The sequence below is a fragment of the Psychrobacter urativorans genome (assembly GCF_904846675.1).
Taxonomy (GTDB): Bacteria; Pseudomonadota; Gammaproteobacteria; order Pseudomonadales; family Moraxellaceae; genus Psychrobacter; species Psychrobacter urativorans_B.
Map to the genome: position 1 here is coordinate 1 of NZ_CAJHBT010000024.1, position 14,338 is coordinate 14,338.

General features: G+C 43.1%; 10 protein-coding genes. 1 reads left to right on the forward strand and 9 read right to left on the reverse strand.

The window, feature by feature from the left end; all coding sequences use genetic code 11:
- Positions 1 to 262: 262 nt before the first annotated feature.
- Both JMY06_RS10165 and JMY06_RS10170 read right to left on the reverse strand, forming a co-directional pair.
- Positions 263 to 601: a RidA family protein gene (locus tag JMY06_RS10165; RefSeq protein ID WP_201529856.1), complete on the reverse strand. Its 339-nt coding sequence runs from the start codon at positions 599 to 601 to the stop codon at positions 263 to 265.
- A gap of 61 nt (positions 602 to 662) precedes the next feature.
- On the reverse strand, positions 663 to 1,922 hold the full coding sequence (locus JMY06_RS10170) for an NAD(P)/FAD-dependent oxidoreductase (RefSeq protein ID WP_201618169.1): 1,260 nt from the start codon (positions 1,920 to 1,922) through the stop codon (positions 663 to 665).
- 330 nt (positions 1,923 to 2,252) lie between these two features.
- Between JMY06_RS10170 and JMY06_RS10175 the strand changes: the two genes are divergently transcribed.
- Positions 2,253 to 2,597: a DMT family transporter gene (locus tag JMY06_RS10175; protein ID WP_201529860.1), complete on the forward strand. Its 345-nt coding sequence runs from the start codon at positions 2,253 to 2,255 to the stop codon at positions 2,595 to 2,597.
- A 36-nt stretch (positions 2,598 to 2,633) separates the two neighbouring features.
- Here JMY06_RS10175 and JMY06_RS10180 read toward each other — a convergent pair whose 3' ends face one another.
- The 7 genes from JMY06_RS10180 to JMY06_RS10210 form a co-directional block, all read right to left on the reverse strand.
- Positions 2,634 to 4,871, reverse strand: coding sequence for an ATP-dependent helicase (locus JMY06_RS10180; protein ID WP_201618170.1), 2,238 nt, complete (start codon positions 4,869 to 4,871; stop codon positions 2,634 to 2,636).
- An 80-nt stretch (positions 4,872 to 4,951) separates the two neighbouring features.
- Positions 4,952 to 5,800 carry a tetratricopeptide repeat protein gene (locus JMY06_RS10185; RefSeq protein WP_201618171.1) on the reverse strand — a complete coding sequence of 283 codons (849 nt, stop codon included), beginning with the start codon at positions 5,798 to 5,800 and terminating at the stop codon, positions 4,952 to 4,954.
- 325 nt (positions 5,801 to 6,125) lie between these two features.
- Positions 6,126 to 9,323 (reverse strand): type I restriction endonuclease subunit R, encoded by a 3,198-nt coding sequence (locus tag JMY06_RS10190; protein ID WP_201618172.1) that lies wholly within the window; start codon positions 9,321 to 9,323, stop codon positions 6,126 to 6,128.
- Between the two features lie 18 nt (positions 9,324 to 9,341).
- Positions 9,342 to 10,340: a virulence protein RhuM/Fic/DOC family protein gene (gene rhuM / locus JMY06_RS10195; protein WP_201618173.1), complete on the reverse strand. Its 999-nt coding sequence runs from the start codon at positions 10,338 to 10,340 to the stop codon at positions 9,342 to 9,344.
- Positions 10,341 to 11,756, reverse strand: a complete 1,416-nt coding sequence (locus tag JMY06_RS10200; RefSeq protein WP_201618174.1) for a restriction endonuclease subunit S — start codon at positions 11,754 to 11,756, stop codon at positions 10,341 to 10,343.
- Positions 11,746 to 13,335: a type I restriction-modification system subunit M gene (locus tag JMY06_RS10205; protein ID WP_201618175.1), complete on the reverse strand. Its 1,590-nt coding sequence runs from the start codon at positions 13,333 to 13,335 to the stop codon at positions 11,746 to 11,748. Before JMY06_RS10205 ends, JMY06_RS10200 begins: the two co-directional genes overlap by 11 nt.
- A 420-nt stretch (positions 13,336 to 13,755) precedes the next feature.
- The gene (locus tag JMY06_RS10210; protein WP_201528256.1) at positions 13,756 to 14,166 is read right to left on the reverse strand and encodes a PACE efflux transporter; all 411 of its coding nucleotides are present in this window, start codon (positions 14,164 to 14,166) and stop codon (positions 13,756 to 13,758) included.
- Positions 14,167 to 14,338 lie beyond the last annotated feature (172 nt).

Consider the following 14,338-nt stretch of genomic DNA (forward strand, 5'->3'; position numbering starts at 1 on the left):
TCTTTGTTGTGGTAAACAAGAGTTTAAGGCGTTGCTTATTTTTTTCAACTATTCCCTAATTCTATACAGACCCTAATGTGTAAAAATTGATTCTATCAAAATAATTTTTGGGAACAGATGATCGACTGAGAAGGGCTAAGTATAGTTGAAGAAACCCTAAGCAGTGTAAGCAACTGCACTAAACACTACTAAGCAGCCCACAAAAAAAGGACACGATAGTTAATACCCTGTCCTTTTTATTTTCATGCAAGTCTTAAAACAGCTATTCAGCAGCGATGACCGTGATCTCTACCAACAGCTCAGGACGCGCTAAAGCTGACTCACCGCAAGCACGAGCTGGCGGCTGCATCCCTTCAAACCATTTATCCCAGACCTCATTCATCGCCGCGAAGTCCGACATACTTTTTACCCATACCGTTGCCGAAAGGATTTTTGATTTGTCACTACCGACTTCCTCTAACAAGCTTTGGACCTTCTCTAGGCAAGTTAAAGCTTGGGCTTTGATATCATCTTCAGCATTGCCAACTTGACCGGATAAATAAATAGTCTGGTTATGAATAACGATTTGACTCATACGTTGAGTACTATGTAGCTTTTGCATGATGGTTTATCCTTCTCTCTTTAACTTATTGCTTGATTAACTTTTTCAGATGAGTGAAAGATTATTTAGAAAAACGCTGTGCATTGAACGGAGTAACATCAACGGTTAATGGTTTATCGTGAATCAGCTCTTCAACAAGACGTCCGGTAATCGGCCCTAAGGTAAAGCCTTGATGGCTGTGACCAAAGGCAAACCATAATTTATCATGCTTGCCAGCCGCGCCAATCACGGGCTTCATGTCTGGCATACACGGACGCGAGCCTGCCCACGCCTCAGACTCTACGGCTTCATTTAATGGCAATATCTTTTTAGCAAGCTTCAGTACGGTTTTCAGCTGTCCAAAATTCTTTGGTGCATCCATAGTGGTCATTTCAGCCCCAGTCGTGATACGAATACCTTGCTGCATGGGCCCCATAACAAAGCCTTTATCCATATCAAACATGCTGTGATTGATGGTATTTTTACCATTGGTTTTAAAGTGCTGATGATAGCCGCGCATTGGGAATAATGGCAGATTATATCCTAACGGTTTGATTAACTCATTAGACCAAGGTCCAGCAGCTATTACCAAATCATCGCTATAATAGGTATCACTATCAGTGACTACTTTCCAGCCCCTACCATTACCACTATCATCAGGAGTTATTTCTTTAACATCACTTTCTTTTATCTCCCCTTGCATCTCTTCGAAGCTTTTGGCGTAAGCTTTTACAAGGGCGCTTGGGTTAGAGACTTGCCATGAGTTTAACCAGTGAATCGCACCGACAAAACCAGCAAAATTAGCATTCGGCTCAATCGCTTTTAATTCATCAACGGTCAATACTTTATGCTCGACACCCTGGTCACGGTCACTGATAGCAGCAGCAATAGCCGCTTTCAGAGTCTCTTCAGAACGATGTAGCTGCAGCCAGCCATCACGTCGAATCAACTCATCAGCGTTTGATGCGGTAATCATGGTCTGATGCTCACTGGTACAATGCGCAATCAGGGTCTGCCATTCTGCTTCTATTTGTTTGACCGAGGCTGGCGTAGAATACTTCCAATACTGGAGGAGCGCCTGATGATAACGCAGGATAGCCGGAATACGATAGCGAATATCAGTCCCGCGATTGGGCATGACTCTGACCAGCTCCGTCAGCTGCCGAGGAAAGGGATGCGTATGAATCGCTTCGCGCTGAATCAAGCCAGCATTACCGTACGAGGTCTCGAGTCCCGGCAGCTTCCTGTCTAACAACAAAACCTTAGAGTCGTTTTTTTGTAGATGCCAAGCAGTCGATGTACCGACCATACCCGCACCAATAACAATAACGTCGTAGCGCATAGCATATCCTTTTCACTGTAGGAATAAAAAACCAGTATATTAAGCCCTGATAGTAACGCGAACACGATAATTAATAAACCCATATCTAACAGATTTTTTTGTTATTGAATACTTTTGGTTATTAATATCGAGCGAGGATTTATTGAGAGGAATAGTTGCAATTATTATCCCGTTAATCTGCTGAATAAGAAGCTCAATTTAGGTCGGATTTTCTCAAACGCTCATGTTGTTTAGGATGCATATATCGTTATAATAAGCGGCTTATATTTAATCTGTTATATGCGACCTATTTATGTACAATGCTATAAGTTGGCGCTGGAGCTTTAATGTATGAACCCCATCCTTATTGGCTACGGCTTTTTAATGTTAGCCATTATTTGCGAAGTATTTGGCACGATGTTTTTGATGAAGTCTGAGCAGTTTACCCGTCTGGTACCAACACTTTTAATGACCGCATTATATATCGGCTCATTTTACTTTCTATCGCAAACCCTTAAGACCATTCCTTTAGGCATTGCTTACGCGATTTGGGGCGGTATCGGTATCGTATTAACCGCTATTATAAGTACGGTGGTCTTTAAACAAAGTATTGATACGCCAGCTATCGTTGGCATTGCTCTAATTATCAGCGGCGTGTTTGTAATTAATGTGTTTTCGCAGACAGTTGGGCATTAGGAATTGGTTTATTAAGGCTTAGTGCATCAAAGCCCATCACCACCAAACCGGCTCATCACTCTCGAACACAGACTTTCTAACCGTCTCGACCGCCACCTTATCTGCCGACAGCTCCGCGATAAATCTTGACGGCTTATCGAAGTAGCCTGAATAACTGGCAAAATAATCAGGCGCGGTTAAATACAGACCAGTCTTAGCGCGACTACAAGCCACATAGAACAGCTTACGCTCCTCTTCTAATTCCTCGAAGTCATCCAATGAGCGATGATGCGGGGTCATGCCATCGACCAAGGAATTCACAAACACTATTGGCCACTCCAATCCTTTGGCACTATGAATGGTCGAAATAGTTACTTTATCATTGTCATCGTTACTGCCATCATCAGACTTGCCTATAGCGGCAATAGAATCATTGGGCGGATCAAGCGCTAGGTTTTCTAAGAAGTTATCAAGGCTATTATATTCTTGGGCTAAGTTTTTAAGTACTCGAAAGTCCTCTGAGCGCTCACGCCAATTGTCTTCAATAAACTTGAGTATCGGGATATAAAAATCCAGAATATCATCAATAACTTGTTCAACAGAGTCTGCTTGGCTGGCTTTGGTCAAAACGGCATACAAAGGTTTTAGCTGTTCGCTCTTTTTAGCAAATGGCGCTGCCAATAACGGCTCAAAGGAATTATTATCAGCATTGATCGCTTGGGTGAGCTTAGTAGCAGTCACCGCTCCCACCCCTTTAAATAGGGTTAAGATACGATGCCATGAAATAGTGTCATTGGGGTTATAGAGTATTTTAACGAACGCCAACACGTCTTTGATATGTCGTCTTTCAATAAACTTGATGCCGCCAACGACGATGAAAGGAATATTGCGCTCCATAAACTCTAGCTGCAGATAATTTGATTGAAAAGAGGTACGACACAGTACCGCAAATTCGTTATAGTCATAATCCGGCTTTAACTCAATAATAGTATCAGCAATATACTTTGCCTCTTTACGCTCATCACTTAACCGACAAAATATGGGCTTTTGACCCTCAAACATTCCTTTAGATGCCGCCTCAGAATATAGCTGCTTTTGATAACCCAAAGTAATTTGTTCGGATAAAGCATTGATATAATCCAATATCGCTGGCGTACTGCGATAATTCTGTTCAAGCTTAATCAATTTAGCATCAGGGTAAGTTTCGCCAAACAATAAGATATTCTCATAATTGGCCCCGCGAAAAGCGTAAATACTTTGGTTGTCATCGCCAACTACCATTAGCGATACCGATTCAGGCTGGCAAATAAGGTCAATCAATTGCTTTTGCGGAATGTTGGTATCTTGATATTCATCAACCATGATATAGCGATAGGTCTGCTGTAACAGCTGGCGGAAGGTATCATTGGTCTTTAGATGACGCACCACTTGGCTGATAATATCGTCAAAGTCGTAGAGATGATTGGCGCGCTTATACTCATGAAAATCAATGGCCAACTGCTCAATAACAGGAATATGTACCGTCATATCGGGATAGTTACTTTCGATTAAATTACGAATATGAATACGCCGATTTCTAGAGGTTGAAATAATATTCTGCAGGGTTTTTTTACGGGGAAAGGCTTGGATATTGGTTTGGGTAGGATACTTTTTTTCTTTATTAACCAAGTCAATCGCATCTTCGGCATCGCCAGTATCCAAAATCGTAAAGCGTGGATTGATACCAAGCAGTCCTGAATACTGACGCAATAGCCTATTGCAGAATGAGTGAAAAGTACCGCTGGTGATATCGTTAAGTGCTTTGCTGTTTGGTAAATAGCTATTTGATAAAGTGCTGCCCGATAAAGTACCGTCAGTCGAGCTGCTATTCGAAAAAGAACTTACTAGCAACGTCTTAGCACGGTTCTTAATTTCATTAGCGGCTTTACGAGTAAAGGTCAGCAGTAAGATTTGACTGGGTGGCACCCCATTTTCTATCAAATAACTGGTGCGATAAGTCAAGGTTTTGGTCTTACCCGAACCGGCACCCGCAATCACTAATACCTTACCATCAACAGTCGTTGCGGCTAATAACTGATTGGGATTCAGCTCACGGGCATAATCTACAGTCAAATTTAAGTCATCAGCAAGTCGTTGATTCAGTAGCTTAGAATAAATACCAGTATCAGACTCAGCTTCAATCAAGTTCGCTTCTAACTTTTTAATCGCCTGCTCTAAGCGCTTAAGCTTGGGCTTAATCTCGTTATAATTATCAGGATAGTTATAATCGCGGGTATCAAAAATCGTTGCGGTCATTGCTGAGATTACCTATATTCTTATCGCCTAATACGCAGAAGCGAAAAATTCAATTCATTTAAAACAATATATTAATATTCTTACTGATTGACACTCTTCATAATGGCTATCATGGCATATTGCTTACAGGCTTCTTCTGCGCCGTTGTCACAAGATTGACCATACCACTCTAAAGCCTTGGCAGAATCTTGTTCGACGCCATCGCCATTTTCATACATAGTAGCCGTATTATATTGGGCTTCGGGATCGCCTTGATAAGCGGATGCTTGATACCACTCAAAGGCTTTGACAGCATTGTTCTGAACGCCCTCGCCTTTATGGTACATCAAGCCAAGATTATATTGCGCATCGGCATCACCGCGATTGGCCGCCTCTTGATACCACCCAAAGGCTTTGACCGAATCTTGCGGTACGCCATCGCCATTTAGATACATGGAACCGAGATTATATTGAGCTTCAACGCCGCCTTGCTCAGCGGCTTGTTGATACAAGTCATAGGCTTTGGCAAGGTCTTTGCTCACCCCTTGGCCATCATAGTACATCAGACCCAGATTAAATTGAGCATCAAGGTCTCCTTGCTTAGCAGACTTCTGATACCACTCAGCTGCCTTGCTATAGTCTTGTTCGACACCTACCCCATGTACATACATCCAGCCAACATTATATTGGGCTACGGCTTCGCCTTGCTTGGCCGCCTTTTGATACCACTCAAACGCTTTAGTCGCATCTTTTGGCACGCCGTCACCGATAAAGTAGGCCCGTCCAAGATTATATTGGGCTACGGCATCGCCTTGCTCTGCAAGCCATATTGACATCACAGAGTCTGTGTCTGTGGTGGCTCTCGTAAGGCTCGTTGCCCACGTTGATAGTGTCAGACCAAATAATAATCCTGCAATCATTACTTTATAAATAGAAGTCCGTTTCATCATAGTAGGCTCATTATCGGTAAGCGCATTATTTTTCCTTTTTATCATTAAATCGTGTTTGCTACTTAACCATGGCTCATAGCTCTGGCTCTCACATTAATTAGCTGCTAATGAGATGACCTATCATACAGTCAATCACCCTGATAAGATTAATGCTAAAAAAGTCCTAAAACTATTATTATTTTAGATATAAGCATGTTTCAAAAATGAACATTAAGAATAAAAATAAGAATGAGACTATGATAACCCATATAAGTCCTTTATTTTGTTTTCTTAAAATGCTGACTTAATATGCATTATATAGTTTTATCCCTGTTATAAATAATATCTATTGAGCCGCACGATTCTTCTTAAAGTTCTCCGCTTGCTCAAATATCTCTTCATAGACTTCACCTCGATCAATAGGCGGATAGCCCCATTCATCCAGCAATACCATCAGATCAAACTGTAATTCGGCTTTGATGTCCTCACGCTTGTTCCAGTCGATGTATTTGGCTTTGTCATCAATCACTTGTTTGACGGCTTTGGCCAGTTCCAGCAGCTTGTCTTCAGGGTAGGTAAAATCGTATTTATGCGCCAAAGATAGGAGAATGTCGTAAAACGCTTTTTCCTCAAAGTCGATGCCCATCTCTCCAAAGGATGCCATTTCAGCCCTTAGCTCATTATATAGCTTGATAATTTCATCCGAAAAGTCGCCAATCACTTCAGCCCGCAAGACGTCTTGTTCATCACGCTCATTGTATTTCTCAACCAAGGCGTTCATTTTTTTAGTGAAGTCGACACCCTTAACCTTATTGGTTTTTGCCATCTCACCAATGGCTTTGGATAGCAGTTGCTGGAGCAGTTGCAGCTTAGTATTGGGCTGCTTTATCACTTCTAATTTGGCAAGGTAGTCGTCATCAAACAGGTCAATCTCCCCGTCAGTGTCACCGCCAAGCTTAAATATTTCTTCCACGCCGTCACTGATTAAAGCGTCTTTGACCAAATCGCGTACCTTTTGGTTCATCTGCTCAACGTCAGGGGCACCGCCAGTGGTGATTTTAAAGAGAATGGTACGAACCGCAAGGTAGTAATGGATTTTGTCTTTATGGGCCTCACTCAGCTCATTACTGCCAACACAAATATCATAAGCCGATTTAAGACGTTTGGTTAAGTCCATAAAAGTCTTTTCAAACTTCTTGGTTCTTAAAGTGAAGTCAGCAGCGGCGTTTAGGCAATGCAGCTGCTGGGTAGGCGTACCCGTAAAGTAGAGACTGTCATCAAACTTATGGAATAGCGCGCCAAGTAAGCTCAAGTGGTCTTTGACTACCACTACTGACTCTCTGATGTCGTCGATATCTTGCTCTTGGCCACCGGTATAATGAGACAACGCCTGATTCATCTGTCGTTTGATGCCGATATAATCAACCACCAAGCCGTTTTCTTTGCCTTCAAACTTACGATTGACTCGTGAGATGGTCTGAATCAGGCTGTGCTTTTGTAGCGGCTTGTCGATGTACATGGTATCGAGAAAGGGTACGTCAAAGCCAGTCAGCCACATATCCACCACGATGGCGATTTTAAAGTTGGATTGCCCATTTTTAAACTGGCGGTCGAGCTCTTTACGATAGTCTTTATTGCCAAGCTTGTCCCACAAGGCTTTTTCATCGTCTTGGTTACGGGTCATAATCATTTTGACCTGCTCCATGGGCTTTACTTTTTTCTGATCCGTTAACGATAAGGTGCTGCCGTCCGCACACGCTTTGATTTCATCCCATTCAGGACGCAGCTTGATGACCTGTTTATAAAACTGATAGGCAACGCCGCGACTGCTACAGACAAACATGGCTTTGCCTTTTTGGGTAGCGCCTTCCTCAACTCGCGCTTCGTAGTGTTCTACAAAGTCTTTGGCAATGGCTTCAATACGGTCAGGGTCGCCTAAGATGGTCGACATACTGGCCATATCTTTTTTACTTTTTTCTATCTGATAGTCACTAGCCCCAACATCGCTACTGTCTTGATAGTATTTCTCCACCTCATCCAGCTGACGACCATCTAACAATACTTTGGCAGCGCGGCCCTCATAAATAATCCGTACCGTAATATCATCAAATACTGATTCAGTCATGGTGTAGCTGTCTACCACGGGGCCAAATACTTTAAGGGTGGCGTCTACTGGCGTTCCCGTAAAGCCGACATAGGTGGCATTGGGCAATGAGTCATGTAAATACTTGGCAAAGCCGTAGGTTTTCTTCACCCCATCATCGGTGACGGTGATTTTTTGGTCTAAGTTAATTTGGCTACGGTGCGCCTCATCAGAGATACAGATGACATTGGTGCGATTGGTTAGTAGCGCCAAGTCTTCGGTGAATTTATGAATGGTGGTCAGGAATACCCCGCCACTCTTGCGATTTTTGAGCTGTTCTCGCAAGTCGGCGCGACTCTCCACACTAACGATGATGTCATCGCCTATATAGGCTTTGGCATTGGTAAAGGTGCCTGATAACTGATCGTCCAAATCGGTACGGTCGGTGATTAAAATAATGGTCGGGCTACCAAGCTCAATATCTTTCATAAGCAAACGGGCTAGAAATAGCATGGTAAAACTTTTTCCGCAGCCGGTAGCGCCAAAGTAAGTACCGCCCTTGCCGTCACGTAGGCTATCGGTTTCATCTAGGTTGCCGTCAGCATCCAGCACTTTCATATGACGCTTGATGTTGGTAAATAGCTTGGTTGCTGCATAATACTGCGGATAACGGCAAACTATTTTTTCTGATTTACTTGAGGTGTCCGGTACATAAATAAAGTTACGGATAACTTCCAGCAAACGCGGTTTATAAAACAAGCCGCTAATCATGGTAAATAAGGAATTGATACCGTCTTTACCGAGCTTTTCTTCCCCTGTAATCTTGCGCCATGAGTAGTAGAACTCATAAGGGGCAAAGAATGAGCCCATCTTAGAGTTTGCTCCGTCACTAATCACGCATAGGGCGTTATATTTGAACAGCTCTGGAATATCACGCTGATAACGGGTATGCAGTTGGGTGTAGGCATCGAACATGGTGGCGTCTTCACGAATGGCGCTCTTAAACTCAAACACCACCAGCGGCAGACCATTGATATAAAGAATGCCATCAGGAATACGCAGCTCGTAGCCTTGTATCTCCATCTGATTAACCAAGCGATAATGATTGTTATCAATGGCGTCATAATCCAGCAGCTGGATGTATAAATCCTTTTGCAGATGGTCTTCACGCTTGAGTAGGAATCCATCCGCCACCCATTTCATAATGGCTTTGTTGCTGTCGTAGAGGTCGGATGCGGGCAGATAGTCCAGCTTATGAATGATGGATTCAATCTCATAATCAGTGATGAAATCCGCTTGATAACGAGTTGCCAAAAATTCACGCAAATCAGACTTAATCAGTACCTCATCAGGGCTGCGCGCGCATTCAAGCGTGAGCACCTCGCCATGAGTGTGCGGATAGCCCTCAACTCTCAATAACTCAATGATGGCTTGCTCTAATCTGTCTTCGGTGAATTTCATCGGTTACGCCTCTGTTAATCAGCCCTCTAATGACAGCATATTCATAATGAGTTTAATCAAGGTTTCTTTTTGATTGGGGTCAGACTCTGCGACCAATAAAGTTAAGGCAGCCAGTCCGGTGTTATTAATCACCATATCGCCCTCGCTATTGAGCAAGCGATTATTACGATGCAAGAAATCTACAAACAAGAACGCGCCACTGCGCTTATTGCCATCGGTAAAGACATGGTTTTTGACCATAAAATACAATAAATGCGCCGCTTTGCTCTCAATGGTGGGATAAGCAGGCTCACCAAATACGGTTTGCTCAAGATTAGCAAGCACACTGTCCAAGCCGTCTCCGCGCGGTTTGGCAAATAATTCTGTCGCCTCGCCGCGTTCCATAAGCTGGGCTTTAAGATGGTTCAGGGCTGCCATGGCGTTAGCGGTGCTTGGCAATACCCCGCCAAATTGCCCCGCTGGGTCGTCAAGCAACCCCTCATCATAGCGTTGCAGCCATAAAAAGGTTTGGGTATAACGGCTGATAATCTCAATCAAGCCGCGCCCCTCAGTGGTATTAAGCTCAGGGCTTTGGGATGTCTTTTTAATCAATTTTAAGGCTTGTTTTAGTTCGGCCGCATTTTTATCAAAGCGCTGCTCGTTTACCGTGTAGCCTTGCACCAAATACTCACGCAAACGCTGGGTTGCCCAAATACGAAACTGGGTGCCTTTTTTGGAATTCACCCGATAACCCACCGAGATAATGGCATCCAGATTGTAAAAACGGATGTTACGACGCACTTGGCGCTGTCCTTCTTGGCGAACTACCGAGGATTCCTCGGTAGTTGCTGCTTGGTCTAATTCGCCCTCTTTGTAGATATTTTTCAGGTGCAAGCCAATGGTGTCAGAATCTTTATCAAACAAGGTCGCCATTTGCGCTTGGGATAACCACAGCGTATCCTGCTCCAGCCGAATCTCAATCTGGGTTTGCCCATCATCGGTGACATATATCTCAAATTTATTGTCAGTAACGGTCATCTATGCGTCCTCTACCAATGCGGCAGCGTCTGGAATACGTAGCTCACCTGATAAGAGTTTGGGTAGGAGAGTGTCGCGCAGTTTGGTTAGTGCAGAGGTGTTATCTTGTAGGTCTGAAATTTTCATAAAAACACTCTCTGTCTTTTCAAACCAACTATCAAAAACATTATTACTCGGCTCCGCTAAGATTAAACCTCCTAACTCTGTAAGGCTAAAATTAGCTTGCACAGCCTGTACAATTTTTGAGTGTACGATGTTCTGTGTTTCTTTAGATTTCAGTAATTGAAGTAAAAAATTAGATTTTTTAGAATCTTTTAGTCTGATAAATGCAATAGCTTGATTAACATTAGAATTATCTAGTTTTTTTGGGACAATTGAAGTTCGACCAATCGTTCCAGCAATAGAAAATAAAACGTCACCTTCTTTTATAATAGACCTTTTAAGCGAACCTTCATGAATACTTTTTGGGATATTCTCTAGTTTTTCTGCTTTAATAAATCCATTATTATCAATATTCATGACTTTCAGAAATGGGATACTTGCTTCGTCTTCAGCTTTAGATAAATCAGCTTTGCTAGGGGTAGTTCCTTTAGTTAATTTTTCTGATAAATCCAATACTTTTATTATCTTCCAACCCTTCGGAATCCAATCCATTTCTTCCGTAAATTCAAACGCATCAGGAAATAATGCCCGAATGGCTTGTTTATCATTATCGCTGTGCTGCATCGCTTGCCGTTGTTCGGCACGCTCTAATAGCTCGTCAGGTATGGGATTGCCTGCCGCCAAAGCATTGTCAATCACCGGGTCAAAGTCTACAAACCAACTTTTAAACAACGCTTGCGCCATCGCCTCAAGTGTTTCGTTCATTTGGCGGTTAAGCTCGATTTTGTCATCTAGCGAGCCAAGAATATGGGCAATGGTTTTTTGTTCTTGGAGTGGCGGTAGATTAAAAGTGTATTTAAATATATCTTTAAGTGTAATGCTCGCTTGATTTGCGCTTCCTTGAGCTGTCGAAACGATATAGCTTTGAAAACCTTTATTCTTTAAAAGAAAGAATAAAAACCTTTGATCCATCTCATTTACTGCTCTTAATCTAACTGCATTTTGATTTAATAAAGCACCATCAGCATTTTTTGGAACATTAATGGTTTTACCAACAATAGATGCCGGATTTTTTGGCCATGAACCTACTGTCGCTATCACTACATCTAATACATTCAAGCGGACTGACTGAAACTCACCTGCTCTTGATTTATCGATCTTATTACAGGATGTAATATCAATAGATCTATCCGTAAAGTCACTTACTCTAACTATTAGTTCGCCTTCATCTTGATAGTCTTTGGACTTAAAAATAAATCCTTTCTGATGATCAACAAAATCACCAAGAGATGCTTCTACCCAATCACTCGCCATAACCCAATACCTCCAAGTTTTTACGAATGACCGCATCAAGCTGTTCTGACGCTTGCATTTGACTGTATAGCGTTTGGCTAAGCTCACTCATTTTGGTTTCAAACGGGATTCCGTCATCCTCAATTGGCGCAGCGCCCACATAACGTCCAGGGGTCAGCACGTAGTCGTTGGCTTTGATATCGGTGAGCGTGGCAGATTTACAGTAGCCTGCTTCGTCCGCGTAGGCTTCATAACCGCCTGCTTCTGCCTCGCCACGCCATGCGTGATAGGTCTTGGCAATCGCAGCAATATCATCGCCAGACAGCTCTTTATGGGTGCGGCTAATCATGCTGCCGATGTTACGCGCATCAATAAATAGCGTTTCACCCGTGCGGTTACGCAGTCCACGCTGTTGGCTGTGGGCAGAGGTGGCTTGTTTGTCACGGCTGATAAACCATAGGCACACCGGAATTTGGGTGGTATAAAACAGTTGCCCCGGTAGCGCAATCATACAATCTACCAAGTCATTTTCGATGATTTGTTGGCGAATTTCGCCCTCACCACTGGTGGTGGTCGACATGGAACCGTTTGCGAGTACGAAACCAGCAGTCCCGTGTTCCGACAGCTTGGATATCATGTGTAATATCCATGCATAGTTGGCATTGCCGGTAGGCGGCGTGGTGTAGCCTGCCCAGCGTGGGTCATCAACCAGCTCATCAGCCGCGCGCCAATCTTTTTGGTTAAATGGGGGATTGGCCATGATAAAGTCAGCTTTCAGATTTTCATGCTGGTCTTTTAAAAAGGTATTGGCGGCCACGTCGCCCAAATTACTAGAAATACCGCGAATGGCTAAGTTCATTTTGGCCAGTTTATAAGTGGTGCTGGTGTATTCTTGCCCATAGATAGACACGTCTTTGGTATTGCCGTGATGACTTTCGATAAACTTGATGGACTGCACAAACATACCGCCCGAGCCGCAGCACGGGTCATAAATCTTGCCTTGGTAGGGCTCAATCATCTCTGCAATCAAATTCACCACTGACTTGGGCGTGTAGAACTCGCCGCCGCCTTTGCCTTCACTGGCGGCAAACTTGCCTAAGAAGTACTCATAGACGCGCCCTACGGTGTCTTCCTCTGGGTTACCAATGGTATCAATGTTATTGACCACATCAATCAACGCTGACAGCTTACTGGCGTCTAAGCCCAAACGAGAGAAGTAGTTGTCCGGCAATGCGCCTTTAAGGGCTTTATTAGTCTTTTCAATGGTACTAAGCGCGGTATCAATCTTTAGAGCAATGTCTTCTTGCTTGGCGTTTTGCTGAATAAAGTCCCAACGGCTGTTTTCTGGCAAATAAAACACGTTATCTTTGGTATAAGCCGCCACCATATCGATATGCTTCTCGAAGCCGGTATCAATGAGTTTTTGGCGTTGTGCCTCAAAGGTATCGCTGATGAACTTGAGGAAAATCAGGCTCAATACGATATGTTTGTATTCGGAGGATTCCACACTACCACGCAGCTTATTGGCGGTATCCCAAAGGGCTTCTTCAAAGCGACCCTCTTTAGCTTGGTCATTTTTATTAACTGCGGGTTTTGCCATAATTTTTATTCTCAATAGTTTGATCGGTAACAGGGCGCAATCGTTAAGTGACAAACGTCTTAAAGCGTCCGTGGCTTAATAACCAACAGACCCTTTAAGACGTTTATAAATAGAATTTATCGGAATAATTAACTTCAACTTCAACCTCAATCTTTCATAATCTAAGTCTAAGAGGGTATTGAGCCGTTGCCGCATTAAATTTATTAGACGTTATCTTATTATAAGATATATTGGATGCAGAATGGACACAGAGACCGATACTTTTCAATTTAGTATTTTTAATCGCAAACAAGCGCCCTATTTATAGCAGGTAGCCGACTTTTAACAGGGAGTCGGCTTTTAAGTCTTTCATTATCAGTAATAGGATCGCATAAATAACCGGAATTCAAGACAAGCAAAAAAGTAGTCTCTAACACCAGCTTACGGAACAGGATAAACCTTGTCATAGATTATATTATAGACAAAAGCATACACCAGATAAAAGGTCGCCATAGCGATATCCATCATGAAGGCTTCCCACATAGTAATGCCCAGATACCAAGCAATCATCGGCAGGAACAATAACAGCAGACCGCCCTCGAACAAAAAGGCGTGAAACACTCGTATCAAGACGGTCTTGTGCACGTCCCCTCGCAGTTTCAGCATCGCGTGGTCGAACAATAGGTTATAAAAATAATTCCATACCGTGGCGATGATGGAGCCAACGACAGCCATGCCTCCCATCAGTTGCAGGTCAAAGCCGAATACCCAGCTTGCTAATGGAGCGAATATAAGCAGGCCTATTATCTCAAAGCCCAAAGTATGGCGAATACGATCTTTAGTGGTACGCATGAAACTTCCTGATGAATATGTCATATGAGAGAGTACGCTTGTGACGCTCTCATGTCAGAGTGGGAATGTATAGGATGTAGATAAGGACAACATTAGTAGTGAACGAGGGTATTATATAGCCATCTCAGTAGCTATTAAAATTTTATGAATAGTATTCAGAATAAGGTCCTGT

Bases quoted from the DNA above. Each gene is read 5' to 3' on its own strand.
- JMY06_RS10165 (WP_201529856.1), bottom strand. From the start codon at position 601: ATGCAAAAGCTACATAGTACTCAACGTATGAGTCAAATCGTTATTCAT.
- JMY06_RS10170 (WP_201618169.1), bottom strand. From the start codon at position 1,922: ATGCGCTACGACGTTATTGTTATTGGTGCGGGTATGGTCGGTACATCG.
- JMY06_RS10175 (WP_201529860.1), top strand. From the start codon at position 2,253: ATGAACCCCATCCTTATTGGCTACGGCTTTTTAATGTTAGCCATTATT.
- JMY06_RS10180 (WP_201618170.1), bottom strand. From the start codon at position 4,871: ATGACCGCAACGATTTTTGATACCCGCGATTATAACTATCCTGATAAT.
- JMY06_RS10185 (WP_201618171.1), bottom strand. From the start codon at position 5,800: ATGATGAAACGGACTTCTATTTATAAAGTAATGATTGCAGGATTATTA.
- JMY06_RS10190 (WP_201618172.1), bottom strand. From the start codon at position 9,323: ATGAAATTCACCGAAGACAGATTAGAGCAAGCCATCATTGAGTTATTG.
- rhuM (WP_201618173.1), bottom strand. From the start codon at position 10,340: ATGACCGTTACTGACAATAAATTTGAGATATATGTCACCGATGATGGG.
- JMY06_RS10200 (WP_201618174.1), bottom strand. From the start codon at position 11,756: ATGGCGAGTGATTGGGTAGAAGCATCTCTTGGTGATTTTGTTGATCAT.
- JMY06_RS10205 (WP_201618175.1), bottom strand. From the start codon at position 13,335: ATGGCAAAACCCGCAGTTAATAAAAATGACCAAGCTAAAGAGGGTCGC.
- JMY06_RS10210 (WP_201528256.1), bottom strand. From the start codon at position 14,166: ATGCGTACCACTAAAGATCGTATTCGCCATACTTTGGGCTTTGAGATA.